We start from the raw sequence: 22068 nt of genomic DNA, 5'->3' as shown, positions 1-22068 counted from the left end.
CAGAGCATACAATGAGATTCAGAATCCTAGTACAGATGCAAGATATTGCGTCTCTGCATCGGTTGAGCGATCGCTGCTGTCTCTCATCATCTTACAAAGATCGTTAACGATTTCTATGCAACTCAACAATATTTTAGGCAATGCTACCCGCTGGTTTTCTGCTACTCCAGAAAGAGCGTTGGAGAGGGCATACAGAGCAGCTATCAAGATTAAAGACATTGAAGATAGGCATTTTAACGGTCAAAAAGTATCTGCTCGATTTTCTGACTATGGAGAGAGCGTTATTGCTTATTTTCAAACAGAAGTTAAAGGGTATTTACAAACCATCAATATGGCACTGGTGGAGTTTAAAACCAGTCGTTTCTTTTTCAATCTTTTCAATTTATCCAAAAACCAACTGGAAAATCGAGAGAAGTTGCTCGAAGAACAAAATCGCTCGCTAGCTATTCTGGAAAAACTAAAGTTTATCGACGAGATCGTCTCTAAATACAAAACTAATTTTATAGAAAAAGATACAAAGCAAAGTCTGTTAGTAGATGAGTCTGAGGATTGGAAAAATGGTAAAGGTTCGGAACTCGTTAATGTCAGGGATAGTTTGGCTTCAAAAAAGAAAAGAAATGGTAAGCCAGAACTGAATTTAGAAAATGAAGATCTGAATTCTAAAACTAGAGTTGCAAAAGCTACTGAAAAAACTGGTGTTTTACCTCGCTCATTTTTGAATACGATTAGTCGCATCAGACAAGAAATCGATCCCCAATCGGGAGAAACCGAAGAAGAAGTTATCAAAAGATATCGAAGTTCTCGTTATAAGACAGCCATTTCAATTAAATTTATTCTTTTGCTAATTATCGTTCCTCTTTTGACCCATCAACTGACCAAGACATTTTTGGTCAGTCCGCTTGTCAGTAATTACCTGGAGAAAAATCCACAAATTATTTTTATTAATAGAGATTTAGAAGAAGAAGCTTTTTTAGAACTCAGACATTTTGAGGAAATGTTACAGTTCAGAAATATCATCGGACTGTCAACATTATCTTTAGAAGAAATCCAAGATCGGGTTAGGGAAAAAGCCCAAGAAATTTCCAAAGAGTTTCGCCAGAAAGGAGGCAATGCGATCGCAAATATTTTTGCCGATCTCTTTTCCCTAGTTGCTTTTGCGGTAGTTATTGCAACTAACCGAAAGGAAATTGAAATTGTCAAATCATTTCTCGATGAAATTATTTACGGTCTGAGCGACTCAGCAAAAGCTTTTCTCATTATTCTATTTACAGATATGTTTGTAGGCTTTCACTCTCCTCATGGATGGGAAGTGATTTTAGGAAGTATTGCCGAACATTTTGGACTGCCCGAAAATAGAGAGTTTAATTTTTTATTCATCGCGACATTTCCCGTTATTTTAGACACGATATTCAAGTATTGGATTTTCCGCTATCTCAACCGCGTTTCTCCTTCTGCCGTTGCTACCTATAGAAATATGAATGAATAAGGTAATTTTGTCTATAAAACCTCTAACGTTCCGGCAAGATAATGAGTCCGACACAAATGACGTTGAATTTTCCCACTAGAAGTTTTGGGAAGGGCACCCGGTTTCAGGAGCAATACATCGTATACCTGTAGGTCGTACTGTTGTAAAACAGCTTTGCGGATTGCCTGAATTAAAGCTTTGGAAGCGTCCGTTGGCGATTCGGGGGAATAATCTGCTTCCAAGTGGCGTTTTCGGTAGCTGCGCTCCACCTCTGCTAAAATAACTAACCTTTCTTCGCCCTCCATTTCTACAGAGAAGCTAGCTGAACAATTAGGTCTGATAAGAGAATGACTCTGTTCTACCGTCCATTCAATATCTTGAGGATAATAATTGCGACCGTTGATGACGATCGTATCTTTGAGACGACCCGTTATAAAAAGTTCGCCATCTTCAATAAATCCCAAGTCGCCAGTACGCAAAAAAGGACCCTCGCCAGTATCTGCCAGGTAAGCGTAGAAAGTGCGCTCCGTTTCTTCCGGTCGATTCCAGTAGCCGCGAGCGATGCTAGCACCAGATACCCAAATTTCTCCTACCTCATTATGAGCGCATCGCGTCATGGTTTCGGGATTAACCACGATCGCTTTTTGATCGGGTAAACTTTGACCGCAACCAACGACTATCCGAAAATTGGCTTCGCCGTCGCTAGCGGGAATGACGCGATGTTTTTCAATGGCTTTTGCTTTGAGTTTTTTGTAGGCGATGGGAGCAGTTTTTTGCCCGCCTGAGATAAATAGGGTGGCTTCTGCCATACCATAGCAAGGATAGAAAGCTTCTCGACGAAATCCGCAAGGTTCCAGGAGAGTTGAGAATTGCTCGATAATTTCATAGCTAATCGTTTCCGCCCCATTAAAAGCAACGCCCCAACTACTCAAATCTAAATTGGCGAGTTGGTCTGGAGTGACTTTGCGACTAACTAAATTGTAGGCAAAGTTGGGACCGCCGCTAGTGGTAGCTCGATAGCGAGAAATCGCCTGCAACCAACGAATGGGACTTTGCAAAAACATGAGCGGCGACATTAAGATTGTGGGGAACCCGCCGTAGAGAGGTTGTAGCACGCCGCCAATCAATCCCATATCGTGATAGAGTGGCAGCCAAATAACGCCTTTGCTGTTGGGCGTATGCTCGAAACGACGATAGATCCAGCTTAAATTGTGCAGTAAATTTTGATGCGCGATCGCTACGCCTTTGGGTTCGGCTGTCGAACCCGATGTATATTGGAGAAACGCGAGGGTATCGCCGCTTAAGCTAGGATGTTGCCAGTCGATCGCTAGCTTATCGTTCAAATTATCGGTAGCCAGCCAGCGCAAGCTCTTTAATTCGGGAGCGCGATCCCCCTGTCGCTCCAGACCCGCCAAAACCGATCTCACGGTTAAACCGACTTTGGGTCGGGCATCGGCTATCATGGTCTGAAGGCGCGTCGCAGAGCGATTGGGTCGAGGAGGATAGGCAGGAACGGCAATGACTCCGGCATACAAACAGCCGAAAAATGCAACAATATAGTCAATACCTGGTGGATAAATGAGTAAAGCGCGCTCTTCTGGCGGGCAAATCGATTGGAGGCAAACGGCGATCGCTCTCGCTTTGCGATCGAGTTCTTCATAGGTAAGGTCAACTTCTTCCGTTTCTCCATCTGCCAAAAAGGTATAGGCAAGAACGTTGGGCTGATAGATAGCCCTATAGCGCAACAGATCGACTAAAGTAGTAGCCTCAAAAGGATGTTCCAAAGGATTCATTCACTCTTTTCGATGGTTTCTTAGGGAAATTAACACGATCTTTCAGTAAATGAAAGACTATATCATTTTTAGTTCCTAGTTGTAAGGAGAGAAAGAGCGATCGTGATTCGGAAACTCGCACAAATGACCCCACAAGAACTAGCCGCCTTGAAAAGACGATCCGAGTTAGATATCGATAAGGCACTGCCTATCGCTCAAGCGGTTATAGACAAGATAAAACAAGACGGCGACGGAGGAGTCGTTGAATATGCCAGAAAATTTGACTACGTTGGAGCATCGGTTGAAAATCTGAAGGTAACGGCAGCAGAATTTGCCAAAGCGCAGGAATTAATCGATCCAGAGGTAAGAGCCGCCATCGAGCAATCCTTTGCCAACATTAAAGCGGTTCACCAACGCCAGATGCCAGAAGAAATGCAATTGGCAGAAATCGACGCGGGGGTCTTTGCCGGAGAAAAAATTTCGCCGATTCCCAGCGCTGGCTTATACGTGCCCAGAGGTAGAGGTGCGTTTCCCTCGATGATGCTGATGCTTGCCGTACCTGCGATGGTCGCCGGAGTCAACCGAGCTATCGTTTGCACGCCGCCAGACAAACAAGGCAATGTCGAACCCGTTTCTCTCGTTGCCGCCGAGATGGCAGGGATCGAAGAGGTCTATAAGCTGGGCGGCGTTCAGGCGATCGCGGCTATGGCATTGGGAACGGCAACGATCCCCAAAGTCGACAAAATTATCGGTCCTTGCAGTATTTACGGCGCTGCCGCCAAGCGACTCTTGTATGGAACTGTCGATGTCGGACTTCCCGCCGGACCGAGCGAATCGATTGTTTTAGCCGATGAAACGACCGATCCCCAAATAGCTGCCCTCGATCTCTTAATCGAAGCAGAACACGGCTCCGATTCGGCGGCTCTGTTGGTGACCCATAGCGAAGTCGTGGCACGCCAAGCGAGCGAATATGTCGCAGACTATCTCAAGCGTCTCCCCAATTGGCGCAGGGAATTTTGCGAGCAAGGATTGGCTTCCTATGGCGGCATTCTGCTCACCGCCAGCTTAGAAGAATCGATTAATTTTATTAATGATTACGCGCCGGAACATTTGGAAATTTTAGTCAGAGATCCCTTCAGCGTCGTCGGCAAAATTAAGAATGCTGGCGAAATTTTACTGGGAGCTTATACGCCTTCTTCTATGGCAACCTATGCGATTGGAGTCAATGCTGTCCTGCCAACGGGAGGGTTTGCCCGTTCCTATTCTGCCGTTTCCGTGTTTGATTTTCTCAAACGATCGACACTCGCCTATCTAACGCCAGAAGGGTTTAACCGCCTCAAGCAAACTACGCAAACCTTGGCTGCCTATGAAGAATTTCCGGCGCACGGGATGGCAATTCGCGAACGGGAGAGATTGTTGGATCTGTAGTTTAAAAGGGCAGGTTTTGACACCTGCCCCTACTTTATCGAGATTGGTTAACTAGGAGTTATTAGAACTTAAAGGTGGTACGAATAACGCCTACCCAAATCGCGTCGTTGTCGTCGTTTTGATTGGGATTGAGAACTACATAGGCACCCGGAGTAATGCTGATATTGTCATTGATGGGAAATTTGTACTGAGCTTGGATGAGGTAAGTTGGATCGTCCACTCTTCTGGCATCTGGGACGGTAATCGTCTCTCCAGTGAGGGGATCTTCTACTGTTCCTTCTTGGAATTCACCTCTGGGTGGCATACCGCCGCTCAGAGAAAGAACGGCACCCTCTTTACCCAAGTCAAGGATAGAAACATTGGCATTCCAAGTCCAAATATCCCGGCTATCCAATCCAATAGCGGAAGATACTTCATTAGCGATCGCATATCCGCCCCAAGCGCCTAAATGGATTCTGTCTGTGATTTTCCAGCTAGCAGACAGACCAATCCGTTCGGCAGCCGTTGGAATGCCCCTGCCAAAAGGAAATTCAGCATCGGTATCGCTGATGTTACCAAAAAGACCTTGATTATCTGATATATCTGAATTTCCAGTTCGGAAGGTATGCACGAAGGTCGCAGCTAACTCGATGTCCTCGGTTGGTTTGAATCCTATTTGACCGCCTGCACTATACGAGCCATTGAACAAGCCCGATCCTTCATCGGGACTAGATGCCCCTAATTCACTATTATCACTAGCTAAATAAGCTCCCCCTACGTAGAATTGATCGCTAATGTCAAATCTAAATCCTAGACCCGCTCCCGATGGTCCTCGGTAGACCATGTTATTGTATCGCCCGATGCGAGAGAGGGAACCCGTACCGCCGTCTGCTAAATAGGGGCTAACGGTATTGAAAACATCATCCAAGTTCAGAGCATTGGCACCTACCCAAACCGTCAATTTGTCGTCAAATAGCGGGAAGCGATACCAGAGGTCGTCGATAGTTATGTCATTGTTACTACCGTCATCATACGCCAAGCGCGTCACGTTGGTTCCGGTATTGGAAACATCGAATCGATTTCCCCCAAAGTTTCCTGCCTGCAAGCGGGTTCTCAACAAGTCTTTACCCGTAAAGCTCGTTTCTAGGTTGAGGCGAACCCGGTCTTGGAAAACAGTTTGGGTGTCGTCGTCTTCTCCAAAAGTATCGGCAACGCTGAAGATTGCTTCACCTCTGAGTTTGGTGGTTGTGGAGAACTGATTATCTTCCAAGAAAGCCACCCGTCCTTCCAGGTTATCGACTCGTCCGCCGAGCGCGGCTAGTTCGGCTTCAAATTCCTGCGCCAAGCGCTTGAGCGTATCGATATCTTCTTTAAGAACGGCGACATTTTCCTGAATGAGGCGCTCCATGGTATTCATGCAAGCGTTCAAACCAGCGGCAAACTCCCAACGGGTTAGGGCGCGGTTGCCTCGGTAGGTCTGGTCTGGATAACCGACGATACAGCCGTAGCGCTCTACCAAACTCTGAAGCGCTTCATAAGCCCACTCTGTTGGCGAAACATCTTTTAATTCCTGGACGCTAGTGACTTGGTCCATTGATTCGCTTTCGTCGAGTTGACCGTCCATGCGATTCAACTCGCCTGGCTGTTCGAGCATTTGGGTGCTGCTGTTGCCATTGCCAGGATTAGAAGCGGCTTGAGCCATCAAATTCTCGGCTAGCTCAACCTTGCTCGTCTCCTCTGGAGCGGCACTCGCGCTCTGGATTGCTAGAAAGAATGCACCAACGATCGCTGGGGCAATTTTAATCGAAGACCACAGTAATTTAGACATCGAACTCATCCTCACACCTCAGGGACTTAAACGTTTAGTTAACTATTGGTATCGATGACGTATTTGGCAGCTTTGTTTCTCCCAATTACGAATACTAGAGAAACATCTATCTTTAGCTTACCCTAAACTCATCAAATAAATCACAATCTTAAGAAGGATAACTAATAAGTTAATAAAACCGTAAGATTCTATTTTGATTCTTAATGTAATGTCAATTAGGTTGTTGGGCTGAAAAATTTAACGTTTTTCTTCAATCTTAAACCAGCTAATTTAGAAAAAGGTAATGTTTGGGGAATCATAAGGTTAAATCCTAGTTGAATGACAAAACTCAAATCGCCCTCACCCCAACCCCTCTCCCAGAGCGGGAGAGGGGCTTTCCACTTAAGACTTTGGACTAAAGTCCCTTCTCCCACAAGGGGAGAAGGGATTTAGGGATGAGGGGACAAAGATTTGTCAGTCAACCCGGGTTAAATCTCCAGGCGATCGCCTTTATGTATGGTCGCTACTCGCTGTTATCAAGCTCGATGTCCGGTCACGATGTAGGAAACGCGCTGAGCGATGTTAGTGGCATGATCTGCCATTCTTTCCAAATGGCGAATGAGTAGTCCGAGTAGAAGGATGGGTTCTACCACTCCTTTAATATCTCGCTGATAGGCTAAGGTTTCATAAAGGCGATCGTAGGCATCATCTACCGTATCATCTAATTTTTTCACCTTTTGACCTGCTTCGGCATCGAGATCGGCAAGGGAGACTAGACTGGTTGACAACATGAGTTGAGCGTGGCGGGACATGGCTTCGATCTCGCTCATGCAAGGGTGAGGTTCATAGGGAAAGAGCTTAATGGCGATTTCTGCAATGTCTTTGGCGTAGTCTCCGATGCGCTCTAGATCCCGAACCAATTGCATGAAAGCGCTCAGCAGTCGTAAATCCTGAGCGACAGGCGCTTGAAGCGTCATCAGAGTTGCACACTCTAACTCGATTTGACGGTAGTAGCGGTCGATCTGCTTGTCGATCGCCGGAATTTTTTGAGCGGCTGCTAAGTTGCGAGCGAAGACGGACTGATGGCTGAGGCGAAAAGACTCTTCCACCAGCGTTCCCATCCTCAAAACATCTTGTTCTAGACGTCGGAGGCAGCGTTCAAAATAAGCTCGTTCGGTATGTTGACTCTGAGAAGACAGGCTCACTGGCTCATGCTTAGGATTATATTAAAATAAGTTTTTTGTCAATAGCAAAGCACAAAAAAGTCCTTCACTTATCACCAATTATACTCAATGCAACCAAAAGCACTATATGTCTTTAGATTGATGGGTTGGCAATCGCAATTGCAACCAAGCCCCACCAGTTTCGGGATGGTTTTGAGCAGAAATAGACCCGCCATGAGCTTTGATAATTTGCTGGGCGATCGCTAATCCCAGTCCGCTGCCGTGTCGAGTCGGGAGCGTTTCTATCGCCTGAGTAGGACTAGGGTATCTTGCTCTAGACGGATCGCCTCGGTATAATCGGTCAAAGATAAAGGGAAGATCTGACTCGGAAAAGCCGGAACCCGAATCGACGATACTAATTAGAATTTCGCTAGTCTCTGGTTCGGAAATCGCCTCGACTTGAACGCGAATCTCGCTCTGAGGGGGACTGTATTTGATGCTGTTATCGAATAAATTTAGAAAGACTTGCGTGAGGCGGGATCGATCGGCTTGCAGGTAAAATGTATCGGAAGCGCAATAGGTAAGGGTAATTTCTTTTTGTCGAGCTAGAGGAGTTAAACTTTGCCAAGCGGCAAAAATTAATTCGCGCAGTTCGACGGATTGATAGGAGAGGTGTCGATCCGGCGCTTCTTGTAGTTGGCTGAGATCGAGCCATTCTTGAACTAGATTTATCAAGCGGTTGGTTTCTTTGAGCATCTGTTCGACCCAACGACGTTCGGGGTTTTGGAGGCGTTTTTGTAGGGTTTCGGCGACGAGGGAAATGGAAGTTAGAGGGGTTCTCAGTTCGTGAGTCAGGTCGGAAAAAGCGCGATCGCGCGATCGCGATAGCTCTACCAAAGGCTGTCGGTTTTCTAAAAAAACGCCGACTCGTCCTTGAGGAAGTGGGTAAGCAAAGGCTTCGATCGCGATCGATTTTTCGCTCGATAGCTGCAATTGTTCTCGCTCGGACAGCTCTCCTTTTGCAGCATAGTAAGTGGGATAATATACCCATTCTTGTTCTTGAGGTTTTTGAGTGGAGCGGGTTTGTTCGATTAATTGGTCGAGTTCGTAGGAGCGAACCAACTCCAGCAACAAACGAAGCTGTCCGGGTTGCCAGCGATCGATTTTAAGTAATTTGCGAGCTTGTTGATTGCACCAAAGCAGTTGATTTTCAGCATCTACCTGTAAATAGCCAACAGGTGCCCCTTCAAGTACAGTTTGCCAAGTTTGCAATTCTTCTTCAAGAGCTTGACATTTCTGAGTCAGATACGCCATCTCTCGCCGCACCAAGGATGAGCTGGGCAGGGAAGTTATCAGGTCGGCAGTATCCGAGGAGGCAGTCAAAATCTGGGCTAGTTGGCGCTTAAACCGATACTGGTTCCAGTAATGAAAACCTATGCCCAGAGCGACTCCCAAGATAAACGTAACAATGAAAGCCATCTGAATTGCGAATTCTGCTGGCACCCGCAGAAGATTCTGAATTCTAAGATAACTTTTCTCGTGCGATCGCGACCAAGAATTTCCTTACTCTAGTTATAGCGATCGACGTTCCCCGTTACTCGTAACGCTGGAGCCATACGTAATTTATTTTACCAGTTCCCAACTCCCTCAACCAAATCGGTAGCCAAACCCGCGAACCGTAATCAAGTATTCTGGTTGACTGGGATCGAGTTCTAACTTTTCTCGCAACCAGCGAATGTGAACGTCTACTGTTTTGGTATCTCCCAAAAAATCGGGCCCCCACACCTGTTCGATGAGTTGCTCTCGCGACCAAACTCGACGGGGGTAGCTCATGAATAGTTCTAGCAAGCGGAATTCTTTAGGAGATAGATTAATTTCCTCGCCTCGGACGATGACGCGACATTCTTGGGTGTAGAGAGAAATATCTCGAAACTTGCGGATTATTGACGTTTGAGACAAGTTGCCGAAACTCTGACGGCGCAGGAGAGCACGACAGCGAGCTACTAACTCGCGCATGCTGAATGGTTTGGTCAGATAATCATCGGCTCCCACTTCTAGTCCGAGAACGCGATCGGTTTCGCTCGCTTTAGCACTTAGCATTAGAATCGGAACGATATTGCCTTGATAGCGCAGCAGGCGACAAATATCCAACCCGTGAACTTGAGGCAACATTAGATCTAGAATGACTAGATCGAAGGATTCCTCGCTATCCCCAGAAGCAGGGTTTTGCAGTAAATTTAGGGCTGTTCGTCCATCGCTTGCCGTTATCACCTCATAACCTTCTTCTTCTAAAGCTAAAACTATCATGTCCCGAATGACATCTTCGTCTTCGACGACGAGAATGCGACTGGTATTGACGAATTCAGGCTTAGAAGAACTCTGAGGTACGTCGAGAGACAGCATAAAGATACTCTTTGCTTAGTTCCATACCAACATATACAACAAAAAATCCACAGAGAAACAGGATTTTACATTTAGTACCACATTTAATGCCAATTGCTGTTACTCTAAGATTTTTGCCAACATTATTTTATAACTTTATAACTTAGTTAGGCGGATCGCTATGACAACTTTCTCTGTGACTTCGTCTAATCTCTAGGAGGCAAGACATAATCGTTCTTGGCTTCGTCTAAAGCCTCTATCGACTCGACTAGGGTGGCAGTTGGCGATACTTTTTCTTCTTTCCCAGCCACTTGACGAAACAACGCGCCAATTCCTCGGTCGTAGTTAGACGCGATCGCCAGAAATGCTCCTGCTAAGATATAAATTGGTAAAGGCAGTATAAAGCCTACGAGCCACTGATAAAGTTCGGCTAAGACAAAGAGAAGAAAAACAATAGTTATCCAGACTTTAGCGATTTTCATAAGCGATTGATTATTTGTTATTTGTTAGTGGTTAGTCGTTCGAGATCGCTACTAACCACTAACTCAACCAAAAAATAAAATCGCGAGAGTTATCCTGTCTCTCCCGCGATCGCAAAATCTTACGTAGCCGTCGATTAAACTTGGGCTGTTGCCTTTTTGGCAGCAGGAGTCGTAGAAGCAGTTAATTTCTCATAAGCTTCTCTCATTTTTAGCCCCACAAGGACTTGGAATAATCCCGTTCCATTGTTAGAGCCAGGATAATCCTTGTGTTGCAGCAGCAATTCGGTCATTTCGCCATAGAACTTCGTTCCCGTCTTGCTCAGATGGCTTTCGATATAAATCATTTCTTCGAGATTATCGAACTGACCATCCACTTCTAAGATAGATACTTCGTTCCCCATAAAATTATCGGGTCCGTAGTACATTTTAATGCCGGGATAGGCACAAGTTAACTTGCGACCGCAAGGTCTCCAATCAATCGTTGACCCTTCATCAAATAGATAAGATGGTTCAAAGTTGGGCACGCCTTCTTTTTGAATCAAGCGTACCCGCAATAGCTTGCTTTCCTTGTCGTCAAGCAGTTGGGTTGGCAAAACTTGGATGACCACGTCGGCATATTGCTTTTGTGGCTCGATATAGGCGGTGAAATCTGGTTTCCTAGCATTAATAGCTGCGATTACGTCATCGTAGGTATGACCTCTCTCTGCCATGTCCCGTTGAATTTTCCAGTTGATTTTTACCTCGTCGCTGATATCGAGGTAAACGCTAAAATCAATCAGAGAGCGGACTCGCTCGTCATAAAGCGGGTGAAGTCCTTCGATCACGACAACTTTATTAGGTTCTATTCTCTCTGGCGGATCGATGGTTCCCGTTTCATGATTGTAGATGGGTTTATCAATTGCCTGACCATTCTTGAGCGCTTTGATTTGCTCGTACATCAGGTCAAAGTTGTTAGCTTTAGGATTGAGCGCCGTTACGCCTTGCTCTTTTCTCTGCTTGCGATCGAGGCTATGATAGTCATCCAGACAGATAACTGTCATAAACTCTTCCCCAAACAAATCTGTTAATCGACGCAAAAATGTTGATTTCCCACAGCCGGAATCTCCGGCTACTCCAATGAGAACCACGCGGTCTGGCTGAGCGGTCATAGCTTTCCTCTAATGCAAAACTGATTTGTTATCCCGTAGTATAAGGCAAACTAAGTTCTTAGCCTGCCCAAGACAAGAAAACCTTGCCTGTAGAGAAATCGACCTTGAGTATAGAAGACTCAAGCTCGCCCTAGTTTTTAAGTATTTAATAATACTAGATCCCGTGCATGAATCTTACCAGAATGGAATTTCTCCCACAAGGCTAAGTTACGTTTCGCCCGGTCAATCTCCGACTCCGATAACAGCGTTAAAATGGAACTAGCTTATTTAGTTCTTATCCTACGGTTTTTCGGTCTTTTTTAGTAAAGAAAATCTAAAATTGACGCAATCTTAACAGTTTTTTATTTTAAAACTCGATAATCTCATTCTAACTAATAACTAGGACAGTTAGACGGTTTCCCTCGATAGGCTTCCTTTTACCGTGACCATAGCCTTCCTAATGATAGGCTAAATAGAACAGTCATTCTCAGTCATTGAGAGTTGGGAGTTATTTAAAGTATGTACAGTCCAGGTACGACAGCAACTTCTGCAAGCACGACAGATTATGGGAACCGTTTGTTTGTCTTTGAAGTGGTGGGTTTACGTCAGAACGGCAGCACCGACAGTCTAAACTATCCAATTCGTCGTAGTGGCAGCGTATTTATTACGGTGCCCTATCAGCGCATGAATCAGGAGATGAGGAGAATCAATCGCCTGGGAGGTCAAATCGTTAGTATCAAACCCTTAAACGGAGACATTCCCGCGCAACTAACAACCACAAACGAACCACAACAGCAGACCCAAGAAAAAAGTAAGTCTATGACTCAAGCGAAGGCAAAACACGCAGATATTCCCGTGAATATCTATCGCCCAAATAAACCTTTTATTGGAAAGTGCATTGAAAATTATTCGCTCGTTGGCGAGGGAGGCATCGGGATCGTCCAACATCTCACCTTCGACCTCTCCGGTGGCGATTTGCGCTATCTCGAAGGTCAAAGTATCGGGATTATTCCACCGGGAACCGATGATAAAGGCAAACCTCACAAACTCAGACTCTACTCAATTGCTTCTACCCGTCATGGCGATCGCGGCGACGATAAAACTGTCTCCCTTTGCGTTCGCCAACTGGAGTACAAACACCCAGAAACCGGAGAAACCGTATACGGAGTCTGCTCCACTTATCTGTGTGGTTTAGAAATCGGCGCAGATGTAGCCATCACCGGTCCCGTTGGTAAAGAAATGCTCTTACCCGACGACGAAGATGCCAATATTATTATGATGGCGACTGGGACGGGGATTGCGCCTTTCCGCGCCTATTTATGGCGGATGTTCAAAGAACAGCACGAAGATTACAAGTTTAAAGGCTTTGCTTGGTTAATCTTTGGCATTCCTACGACTCCTAATATTCTCTATAGAGAAGATTTAGAAAAATTAGCTGCCGATTATCCCGATAACTTCCGCCTCACCTATGCCATTAGCCGCGAACAGAAAAATCCTCAAGGGGGTCGGATGTATATTCAACATAGAGTTGCCGAATATGCTGACCAATTGTGGGAAATGATGCAAAATCCCAAAACTCACACTTATATTTGCGGTCTCAAAGGAATGGAAGACGGGATCGACCAAGCCCTCAGTGCAGCCGCTGCCAAGCACGGAGTGAATTGGTCTGATTACCAAAAACAAATGAAGAAAGAAGAACGCTGGCACGTTGAAACTTACTAACATTCGTTGTCGATGGTTCATCGTTCATTGTCGATCTTGCGATCGCGACAGATGAGCTATGAACTACAGAAATCAACAGCGGCGGGATAGCTTCTTTTTGTCTTTTAGACAATGGAGACTAACCCGCTGCCTTTTTATTTACTGGTTGCAGTAAAGATGAGAATTAAGTTAAATTTAGTTAAGTTGGCATGGCTGATATAGATATTTGGCTCTGACTATGTTATTAGCCTTAGCAAAAGCAGCCGATAAAATTTAAGAAAAGCAAGTTTTTTGCTCATTTAGAGAAAACTAACAAAATGAAAATTTCTTGGAGAACGATACTACTTTGGACGCTACCTGCTCTGGTTATTGGGTTCTTTCTCTGGCAAGGAACCTTCGTTCCAGTTGCGGGAAACGCGGGCACTAATACGGCAAGTACCCGCATGACATATGGTCGTTTTTTGGAATATCTGGACGCGGGTAGAGTCATCAGCGTAGACCTTTATGAAGGAGGTCGGACAGCGATCGTCCAAGCAGTTGATCCGGACTTGGAAAATCGCGTGCAACGGATGCGCGTAGATTTACCAGCCAATTCGCCAGAATTAATCTCTAAGCTTAGAGAAGCTAATATTAGCCTTGACGCTCATCCAATCCGCAATGATGGAGCATTTTGGGGATTTTTAGGCAATTTGCTTTTTCCCATCCTCTTGATCGCGGCATTATTTTTCCTCTTCCGCCGTTCTAGCAATATTCCAGGCGGTCCCGGTCAGGCGATGAACTTTGGCAAATCTCGCGCTCGTTTCCAAATGGAGGCTAAAACTGGAGTAACCTTCGATGACGTAGCTGGAATTGACGAAGCCAAAGAAGAATTACAAGAAATCGTCACTTTCCTTAAACAACCGGAAAAATTTACGGCTGTTGGGGCGCGAATTCCCAAAGGCGTGCTATTAGTCGGTCCTCCAGGAACGGGAAAAACATTACTAGCAAAAGCGATCGCGGGTGAAGCAGGCGTTCCCTTTTTCAGCATCTCTGGCTCGGAATTTGTCGAGATGTTTGTAGGTGTGGGCGCTTCCCGCGTGCGCGATTTGTTTAAAAAAGCCAAAGAAAATGCTCCCTGTTTGATCTTTATCGATGAAATCGATGCCGTCGGTCGTCAGCGTGGTGCGGGAATCGGCGGCGGAAACGACGAACGAGAGCAAACCCTCAACCAACTCCTGACAGAAATGGATGGATTTGAGGGCAATACGGGCATCATCGTCATCGCCGCTACCAACCGTCCCGACGTACTAGACTCTGCTCTCATGCGTCCCGGACGCTTTGACAGGCAAACGATTGTAGATGCGCCCGATTTTAAAGGTCGTTTGGCAATCTTAGAAGTCCACGCTCGCAATAAAAAACTCGCGCCCGAAGTATCTTTAGAAGGAATCGCACGTCGAACTCCCGGATTTAGCGGTGCCGATTTGGCAAACTTGCTCAACGAAGCCGCTATCTTAACCGCCCGTCGCCGTAAAGAAGCTATTACGATGTTAGAGATTGACGATGCAGTCGATCGCGTCGTGGCAGGAATGGAGGGAACTCCTCTAGTTGACAGCAAAAGCAAGCGATTAATTGCCTATCACGAAGTCGGTCACGCGATCGTCGGTACTTTGGTCGAGGCTCACGATCCCGTACAGAAAGTGACCTTGATCCCGCGAGGACAAGCTCAAGGATTGACTTGGTTTATGCCGAGCGAAGAACAAGGTTTGATAGCCAAATCGCAACTGATGGCGCGGATTGCTGGGGCTATGGGCGGTCGTGCTGCCGAAGAAGAAATCTTTGGATACGACGAGGTGACTACGGGTGCAGGCGGCGACTTACAACAAGTGACCGAACTGGCGCGACAAATGGTGACTCGTTTCGGCATGAGCGATTTAGGACCTTTGTCCCTTGAAGGACAAGAAGGAGAGGTATTCTTAGGAGGCGGTTTAATGACCCGTGCTGAATATTCCGAAGAAGTTGCCGCTCGCATTGACAAACAAGTACGAGAGATCGCAGAACAAGGTCACAACCTTGCTCGGCAAATTATTCGAGACAATCGCGAGGTCATCGATCGCTTGGTCGATCTGTTGATTGACAAAGAAACCATTGACGGCGAAGAGTTTCGTCAAATCGTAGCCGAGTACACGCGAGTTCCTGAAAAAGAGCGCTTTGTGCCGCAACTTTAACTAGGCAGGCAGGCCGTTGGCTTAAAACATTGCCTAGTTGAAAAATATGATGGGGATGACTAATTATTAATACAATGGTCACCCCTGTTTTTTGTATCTAAAATTATGCGATCGCTAATAGCAAAATTGACTTTGCCGAAGAATCAGGCTAAACTTTCGCTTCCAGAGATTTAAGATACTCTGTATTAACTCCCGATTCACGGATTAAGGCAATCTTTCCAGTGCGGGCAATTTCTCTAATACCAAATTTATTTAACATCTGTACGATCGCAACCATTTTTCCGGGATCGCCTACAACCTCTACAGTCAGAGTCTCTTCAGAAATATCGACGATGCGGGCGCGAAAGACTTGCGCTAATTCAATCACTTCCGCACGATTAGAAGATGTCGCATTCACTTTTACCAACATCAATTCCCGTTCTACACAGGGAATTTCTGTAATATCTTGCACTTTCAGGACGTTGATTAGCTTGTAGAGTTGCTTAGTCAGTTGCTCGATAATGCGCTCGTCTCCCGGCACCACCATCGTAATTCGAGAAATCCCAACTTGTTCTGCTGGTCCTACAGCTAAACTTTCGATGTTAAAACCACGGCGAGCAAATAAACCAGCGATTCGGGTCAAAACCCCTGCTTCGTCTTCAACTAGAACTGAAAGTGTGTGTTTCATTGCGATCGCGAACTTATACTGAAATCTAGGAGTTTGAGGATTAAGTTACATTCTTCATACTAGAGTCCATCATCTTATCACGCAACGACTCTTCGCCATTTCAAGCTACTGACTCTCTTAACATTCGGCAGCTTAGAATGGCTCAAAGATATTCACTATGATGGTAATATGAAAACTTTTACATCCTTGCTAACTTCTATCGTCATGGCTGCTTGGGTTGGGGCGATCGCTGTGTTCTCAATCCAAAATATCGAGGCAGTTTCCCTGAAATTCCTGACCTTTGCATCGATTCAGATTCCTGTGGGAGTTTTGTTATCTTTTTGCCTGGGAGCTGGTATGATTCTGGGCGCGATCGTACCTTTGCTTCTGCCGCAACCAAAAAGAAACAAGCGCGGACGATTGGTAGAGGATGACCTAGAAGAATTTGAATTTTAGCGCTTTAATTTCCCTAAAAATCAGAAAGAGAACCGACGACTGGCCGTGTTTCGTCTCGGTTCTCTAACTGGTTCGCTCCTCACACAACATAAAGTATAATCAAGACCGAAGAATTTGTCACTATATTTGAAGAAATTTCTCAAATTTAGAAGAAATGTTTCGTTTGTCGTTCCAGTTGATGACTTAGCAAATAGGAGCGACCTGGATTGACCAAAAAACGCCTGCGCACTCCCTCACGTCCCAACAACATACGAAATCCCATAACATCTCGATTGGTTAAGGTCAATTCGATCGACCATTGTAACCCTCCCAATTTTATGGCTGTTTGAATCACGGGTCGCAGTTGAGTATCTCCGCCAGAATTCCGTATCTGTCTCCACTCCAAAAGTTGCGCTTGGGCAGATACGGTAAAATAACTATCTCGCTGATAGGGATGCACTTGGAAGCGCACAATCTCTTTACCCTCTTGCTCAAATGATTCGACATGCATGGCATGTAAAGCCGACGAACGTGCCCCCGTATCGATTTTGGCTTTGATTTCCTCAATCCCCAACTCTGGTAGCTCGATCCATTCTCGCCAACCAATTACTGGTAATTGTTTCCTGGCTTTCATGAATAAAAAATTTAGAGCGTTGCTTTCAGCGCCTGGAGTTCGTCTTCAATTTCCAAGGCAGTCCAGGGCAGTCCAGTATTTCTCCTCCTCATATTCTTGAGTAATTTGTTCGAGTGTCAGTAAATTATTGTAAAACTTAGTTTCTACATCGGTTCCCGCTATTATTTTATGCGTGCCATAAATAGCAAGTCCTAAATTCCAGTGATATTAGACTTGTCGGGAAATAAGGAATAATAGCAGAAAACAGAAGTCACAAATGTTGAAGATAGAGCAAGTCATCAAACAAGACAGATTGTTAAGAGCCTTGACAGGCTTAAATCGAAAAGCATTTGAGTCCTTGCTGCCAACATTTAATGAGTTCTACCAACAGACAATAACAGAGCAAGACAAACAACTGAGACAAAGAGCAGTAGGAGGTGGAAGAAAAGCTATCCTAGAGACAGGAGCGGCAAAATTGTTTTTCATCTCATTCTATTTCAAATGTTATCCGACATTCGATTTAGCAGGATTTATCTTTGGGATGCATCGCTCGCTGTGTGGCTCATGATTGGGTACATAGATTACAGCCAGTATTAGAAGCAGCTTTAGGTCAGAAAATGGCTTTACCAGAACGAAAGTTAAATAGTATTGAAGCCTTTCTCGTAAGATATCCCAAGGTAAAAAGAGTGATGATTGATGGAACAGAAAGACCGATTCAAAGACCCAAAAATCCAGAAAAACAAAAACTTAACTATTCGCTTAAGAAGAAACGCCACAATCGAAAACATCTAGCAGCAGTAGACGAGAAAAAAAGAGTTTTAGTTCTGACTCAAGCCAGAGAAGGAAAAATACATGACAAACGCGCTCATGATGAAGATGATATTGCACGAAGTATTCCAGAAGAGATTCCGATTGAAGTAGATTCAGGATTTCTGGGATTACAAAAACAGGATGACAACATCCATCTACCTCATCGAAAGCCCAAAGGAGGTGAACTAGATGAAACTCAAAAAGAAGAAAATCGCCTTTTAAGTAGTTCTCGTGTTGTTGGTGAAAATGCCTTTGCAGGAGTCAAACGTTATGATGCTGTCAGTCAAATTTACCGCAATCGAATCCTCGATTTTGACGATCGGTTAATGTTAACCGCAGCAGGATTATGGAATTGGTATTTAATGGCAGCTTAAAATTAATCCAGCTTGAGAACTCTCACATCAAATTGAGTTCCTTTCTTCTTGTTGTTTTTTATTTCCCGACAACTCTATTATTCCCAGAAGTGCCATCAAGTTTAAAAAAAGCACTACTTTATCTAATGACAACCCGACCAGGCTCCGGATGGCATGGTAGTCTCGATTTAGTCTATAGTTGCGAGAGAGATACTACTTATCTGACCCATGCTTTGGTTAAAGCTCCCCTCAAAGTGCAGCGTCCTTTTTATCCCGAAGGCAAATCCGTATGTCACAGCGTCATTTTACATACGGCTGGAGGAATCGTAGAAGGCGATAGTCTTTCCCAAACAATACGACTAAGAGAAAATGCCAATACTTTAATTACCACGGCGGCAGCTGGAAAAGTTTATCGCAGCAACGGAAAACTTGCCAAACAAATAGTTCGTATCAAAATCGAATCGGGTGCTTGTTTAGAATGGGTGCCTCAGGAAACGATAATTTTCAACGGGGCAATATATCAGCAAGATTTGAGAGTAGAATTAGCGCCTGGAGCTAGTTGGCTGGGATGGGAAATTACTCGCTTAGGACGCAGTGCCAGAGGCGAAAAATTTTTGGAGGGAAATTGGCGATCTCATACAGAAATCTGGCAACAAGGACAACCGCTGTTAATCGACCGACAATGGCTACCTGCAGGAGAAGCAATTATTAATAGCTCTTTGGGTTTGGCAGGACAACCAATCGTAGCGAGTCTGATCTGGATTGGAAAACCTGTTTCGCAAAACATAATAGAACGGGCACAAACCCTCTGGAGCGATAAACAGTATCTGGGGGAAGCCGGAGTAACTCAAACCCAAGCACGAGGATTATTATGTCGTTATCGAGGCTCGTCTACAGCAGATGTCAGAAACTGGTTTACAGGAGTTTGGCAATTACTGCGTCTTTCACTTATGAAACGCTCCGTTATCAAACCCAGAGTCTGGATGTAATATTAAATAGCTAATCACTGATAACTGGTCGCCGTCCGCTGAAAAATGCAACTAACTCCCCAAGAAAAGGACAAATTATTAATCTTTACAGCAGCACTCCTGGCAGAAAGACGCAAGGCAAGAGGAATAAAACTAAATTATCCAGAGGCGGTCGCCTTTATCTCTGCTGCCATTTTAGAAGGTGCGAGAGAAGGACGCACAGTCGCTGAATTAATGAGTTACGGAACAACCTTATTAACGCGAGACGACGTCATGGAAGGTATTCCAGAAATGCTGCACGAGGTACAAGTCGAAGCCACGTTTCCTGATGGAACAAAGTTAGTTACAGTACACGATCCCATTCGTTGAATTTTTCGCGATCGCTTTTTTCTGCTGCTTGGTTCGTCTCGGAGTTAAGTTCTCGGAGCGCGACGCGAGCGGTTGCCTAACACAGAGCAAGAGAGTTTCCAGCGTTTGAAAAATTTTTTGAGCCAAAAGGTTGACAAACGCTCAAAAGATAGTTACATTAATAAATGCGCGGTTGAGGCAAACGCTTCGAGCAGCGCCCCGAACCTAGACAAGACAATAGTTTGAAAGCCAAGTTGCCAGAGCCCTTGTTAAAAGAAATTATAACTCGAGCGACTAGCGAGGTCTAGTCCGATCGAGGAAAACCTCGAAAGATGCCGGAGACTGAAAACAGTTTTTGGAGCAACAATCAAACCAACTCTACCATGGAGAGTTTGATCCTGGCTCAGGATGAACGCTGGCGGCGTGCCTAACACATGCAAGTCGAACGGGGTGGAAACACCTAGTGGCGGACGGGTGAGTAACGCGTGAGAATCTGCCTTCAGGACGGGGACAACAGCGGGAAACTGCTGCTAATACCCGATGTGCCGCAAGGTGAAAGAAATTCGCCTGAAGAAGAGCTCGCGTCAGATTAGCTAGTTGGTAGGGTAAAAGCCTACCAAGGCGACGATCTGTAGCTGGTCTGAGAGGATGAGCAGCCACACTGGGACTGAGACACGGCCCAGACTCCTACGGGAGGCAGCAGTGGGGAATTTTCCGCAATGGGCGAAAGCCTGACGGAGCAACGCCGCGTGAGGGAGGAAGGCCTTTGGGTTGTAAACCTCTTTTGCTCGGGAAGAAGAAAGTGACGGTACCGAGCGAATCAGCCTCGGCTAACTCCGTGCCAGCAGCCGCGGTAAGACGGAGGAGGCAAGCGTTATCCGGAATCATTGGGCGTAAAGAGTCCGTAGGTGGCAACGCAAGTCGGCGGTCAAAGACCGGAGCTTAACTCCGGAGCGGCCGTGGAAACTGCGCAGCTAGAGTCCGGTAGGGGTAGCGGGAATTCCCAGTGTAGCGGTGAAATGCGTAGAGATTGGGAAGAACATCGGTGGCGAAAGCGCGCTACTGGGCCGGAACTGACACTGAGGGACGAAAGCTAGGGGAGCGAAAGGGATTAGATACCCCTGTAGTCCTAGCTGTAAACGATGGAAACTAGGCGTGGCTTGTATCGACCCGAGCCGTGCCGAAGCTAACGCGTTAAGTTTCCCGCCTGGGGAGTACGCACGCAAGTGTGAAACTCAAAGGAATTGACGGGGGCCCGCACAAGCGGTGGAGTATGTGGTTTAATTCGATGCAACGCGAAGAACCTTACCAGGGCTTGACATGTCCGGAACCCTGCCGAAAGGCGGGGGTGCCTTCGGGAGCCGGAACACAGGTGCTGCATGGCTGTCGTCAGCTCGTGTCGTGAGATGTTGGGTTAAGTCCCGCAACGAGCGCAACCCTCGTTCTTAGTTGCCAGCAGGTGAAGCTGGGCACTCTAGGGAGACTGCCGGTGACAAACCGGAGGAAGGTGAGGATGACGTCAAGTCAGCATGGCCCTTACGTCCTGGGCGACACACGTACTACAATGGTAGGGACAAAGGGCAGCGACCCCGCGAGGGCGAGCGAATCTCAGCAAACCCTACCTCAGTTCAGATTGCAGGCTGCAACTCGCCTGCATGAAGGAGGAATCGCTAGTAATCGCCGGTCAGCATACGGCGGTGAATCCGTTCCCGGGCCTTGTACACACCGCCCGTCACACCATGGGAGCTGGCCACGCCCGAAGTCGTTACTCCAACCGATGAGGAGGAGGATGCCGAAGGCAGGGCTAGTGACTGGGGTGAAGTCGTAACAAGGTAGCCGTACCGGAAGGTGTGGCTGGATCACCTCCTTTTTAGGGAGACCCAACTCAAGGAAAAAAGGAAAAAGGCAAAGGGAAAAAACAGAAAACCCCGAGCCGCTCAAAAACTATCCTTTCCTGAGAGACATCCCAAGGTCGAGCAAGGGAAAAGGACAGGCTTTCAAACTATCAGTCGTTCGGGTTTGGGAGCATGGGCTATTAGCTCAGGTGGTTAGAGCGCACCCCTGATAAGGGTGAGGTCCCTGGTTCAAGTCCAGGATGGCCCACCTGAACCCAGGAAAAAAGAAAAAAGAAAAATCGTTTAGCAACGACTCTAGTGGCAACAGAGAGATTGCTGGACGAAAGTTCGGCGAGAACCTTGAAAACTGCATAGAGCGAGAAAGCGAAAAATGATGTCAGGTAAGACTCACCAGGTCAAGCTAGAAAGAGCTAACGGTGGATACCTAGGCACGCAGAGGCGAAGAAGGACGTAGCGACCGACGAAACGCTCCGGGGAGCTGGAAGCAAGCATCGAGCCGGAGGTCTCCGAATGAGGCAACTCTAGATAC

Annotated in this window: 17 protein-coding genes, 1 tRNA gene and 2 rRNA genes (1 of these 20 only partly in view); 11 read left to right on the top strand and 9 right to left on the bottom strand. The window is 46.1% G+C overall.

Annotated features, from left to right (window positions below; all coding sequences use genetic code 11):
• Positions 1 to 115 precede the first annotated feature (115 nt).
• Positions 116 to 1486, top strand: a complete 1371-nt coding sequence (locus PLE7327_RS19850; RefSeq protein ID WP_015145557.1) for a proton extrusion protein PcxA — start codon at positions 116 to 118, stop codon at positions 1484 to 1486.
• Between the two features lie 11 nt (positions 1487 to 1497).
• Here the strand turns inward: PLE7327_RS19850 and PLE7327_RS19845 are convergent, their stop codons facing one another.
• Positions 1498 to 3258 (bottom strand): fatty acyl-AMP ligase, encoded by a 1761-nt coding sequence (locus PLE7327_RS19845; protein ID WP_015145556.1) that lies wholly within the window; start codon positions 3256 to 3258, stop codon positions 1498 to 1500.
• Between the two features lie 123 nt (positions 3259 to 3381).
• Here PLE7327_RS19845 and hisD point away from each other — a divergent pair, with 123 nt between their 5' ends.
• A complete protein-coding gene (gene hisD, locus PLE7327_RS19840) occupies positions 3382 to 4665 on the top strand; it encodes a histidinol dehydrogenase (protein ID WP_041392408.1) in 1284 nt (427 codons plus the stop codon).
• 61 nt (positions 4666 to 4726) lie between these two features.
• Here hisD and PLE7327_RS19835 read toward each other — a convergent pair whose 3' ends face one another.
• The 6 genes from PLE7327_RS19835 to PLE7327_RS19805 form a co-directional block, all read right to left on the bottom strand.
• Positions 4727 to 6472 (bottom strand): iron uptake porin, encoded by a 1746-nt coding sequence (locus PLE7327_RS19835; protein WP_041393642.1) that lies wholly within the window; start codon positions 6470 to 6472, stop codon positions 4727 to 4729.
• Positions 6473 to 6987: 515 nt separating this feature from the next.
• Complete coding sequence (gene phoU, locus PLE7327_RS19825; RefSeq protein ID WP_015145553.1) at positions 6988 to 7656, bottom strand: phosphate signaling complex protein PhoU; 669 nt, start codon at positions 7654 to 7656, stop codon at positions 6988 to 6990.
• A 102-nt stretch (positions 7657 to 7758) separates the two neighbouring features.
• Positions 7759 to 9093 (bottom strand): cell wall metabolism sensor histidine kinase WalK, encoded by a 1335-nt coding sequence (locus PLE7327_RS19820; RefSeq protein WP_015145552.1) that lies wholly within the window; start codon positions 9091 to 9093, stop codon positions 7759 to 7761.
• 168 nt (positions 9094 to 9261) lie between these two features.
• Positions 9262 to 10017: a response regulator transcription factor gene (locus PLE7327_RS19815; RefSeq protein WP_015145551.1), complete on the bottom strand. Its 756-nt coding sequence runs from the start codon at positions 10015 to 10017 to the stop codon at positions 9262 to 9264.
• A 185-nt stretch (positions 10018 to 10202) separates the two neighbouring features.
• Positions 10203 to 10478: a hypothetical protein gene (locus tag PLE7327_RS19810; protein ID WP_015145550.1), complete on the bottom strand. Its 276-nt coding sequence runs from the start codon at positions 10476 to 10478 to the stop codon at positions 10203 to 10205.
• Between the two features lie 134 nt (positions 10479 to 10612).
• The gene (locus tag PLE7327_RS19805; RefSeq protein WP_015145549.1) at positions 10613 to 11626 is read right to left on the bottom strand and encodes a phosphoribulokinase; all 1014 of its coding nucleotides are present in this window, start codon (positions 11624 to 11626) and stop codon (positions 10613 to 10615) included.
• 498 nt (positions 11627 to 12124) lie between these two features.
• Here PLE7327_RS19805 and petH point away from each other — a divergent pair, with 498 nt between their 5' ends.
• Both petH and ftsH2 read left to right on the top strand, forming a co-directional pair.
• The gene (gene petH / locus PLE7327_RS19800) at positions 12125 to 13327 is read left to right on the top strand and encodes a ferredoxin--NADP reductase (RefSeq protein WP_015145548.1); all 1203 of its coding nucleotides are present in this window, start codon (positions 12125 to 12127) and stop codon (positions 13325 to 13327) included.
• A 296-nt stretch (positions 13328 to 13623) separates the two neighbouring features.
• Positions 13624 to 15510 carry an ATP-dependent zinc metalloprotease FtsH2 gene (ftsH2, locus tag PLE7327_RS19795; protein ID WP_015145547.1) on the top strand — a complete coding sequence of 629 codons (1887 nt, stop codon included), beginning with the start codon at positions 13624 to 13626 and terminating at the stop codon, positions 15508 to 15510.
• Between the two features lie 148 nt (positions 15511 to 15658).
• Here ftsH2 and ilvN read toward each other — a convergent pair whose 3' ends face one another.
• Positions 15659 to 16177 (bottom strand): acetolactate synthase small subunit, encoded by a 519-nt coding sequence (gene ilvN, locus PLE7327_RS19790; protein WP_015145546.1) that lies wholly within the window; start codon positions 16175 to 16177, stop codon positions 15659 to 15661.
• Between the two features lie 168 nt (positions 16178 to 16345).
• On the opposite strand from ilvN, the gene PLE7327_RS19785 reads away from it, so the two are divergent.
• Positions 16346 to 16612 (top strand): lipopolysaccharide assembly protein LapA domain-containing protein, encoded by a 267-nt coding sequence (locus PLE7327_RS19785; RefSeq protein ID WP_015145545.1) that lies wholly within the window; start codon positions 16346 to 16348, stop codon positions 16610 to 16612.
• A gap of 145 nt (positions 16613 to 16757) precedes the next feature.
• Here PLE7327_RS19785 and PLE7327_RS19780 read toward each other — a convergent pair whose 3' ends face one another.
• The gene (locus PLE7327_RS19780; protein ID WP_015145544.1) at positions 16758 to 17225 is read right to left on the bottom strand and encodes a RimK/LysX family protein; all 468 of its coding nucleotides are present in this window, start codon (positions 17223 to 17225) and stop codon (positions 16758 to 16760) included.
• Positions 17226 to 17761: 536 nt separating this feature from the next.
• On the opposite strand from PLE7327_RS19780, the gene PLE7327_RS19775 reads away from it, so the two are divergent.
• The 6 genes from PLE7327_RS19775 to PLE7327_RS19750 form a co-directional block, all read left to right on the top strand.
• Positions 17762 to 18388, top strand: coding sequence for a transposase family protein (locus PLE7327_RS19775; protein ID WP_217523211.1), 627 nt, complete (start codon positions 17762 to 17764; stop codon positions 18386 to 18388).
• Positions 18389 to 18513: 125 nt separating this feature from the next.
• Complete coding sequence (locus PLE7327_RS19770; RefSeq protein WP_041393636.1) at positions 18514 to 19356, top strand: urease accessory protein UreD; 843 nt, start codon at positions 18514 to 18516, stop codon at positions 19354 to 19356.
• A gap of 45 nt (positions 19357 to 19401) precedes the next feature.
• On the top strand, positions 19402 to 19704 hold the full coding sequence (gene ureA / locus PLE7327_RS19765; RefSeq protein WP_015145540.1) for an urease subunit gamma: 303 nt from the start codon (positions 19402 to 19404) through the stop codon (positions 19702 to 19704).
• Between the two features lie 359 nt (positions 19705 to 20063).
• Positions 20064 to 21553: ribosomal RNA gene (locus PLE7327_RS19760) — 16S ribosomal RNA — on the top strand.
• 159 nt (positions 21554 to 21712) lie between these two features.
• Positions 21713 to 21786, top strand: a tRNA-Ile gene (locus PLE7327_RS19755).
• A 146-nt stretch (positions 21787 to 21932) separates the two neighbouring features.
• Positions 21933 to 22068: ribosomal RNA gene (locus PLE7327_RS19750) — 23S ribosomal RNA — on the top strand (it continues 2746 nt past the right edge of the window).
• The 16S and 23S rRNA genes sit together here with 1 tRNA gene alongside, the layout of an rRNA operon.

The organism is Pleurocapsa sp. PCC 7327 (assembly GCF_000317025.1).
Lineage (GTDB): Bacteria > Cyanobacteriota > Cyanobacteriia > Cyanobacteriales > Microcystaceae > Hydrococcus.
The sequence above is the reverse complement of the archived record's forward strand: the minus strand, read 5'-3'. Positions and strand labels throughout refer to the sequence as shown.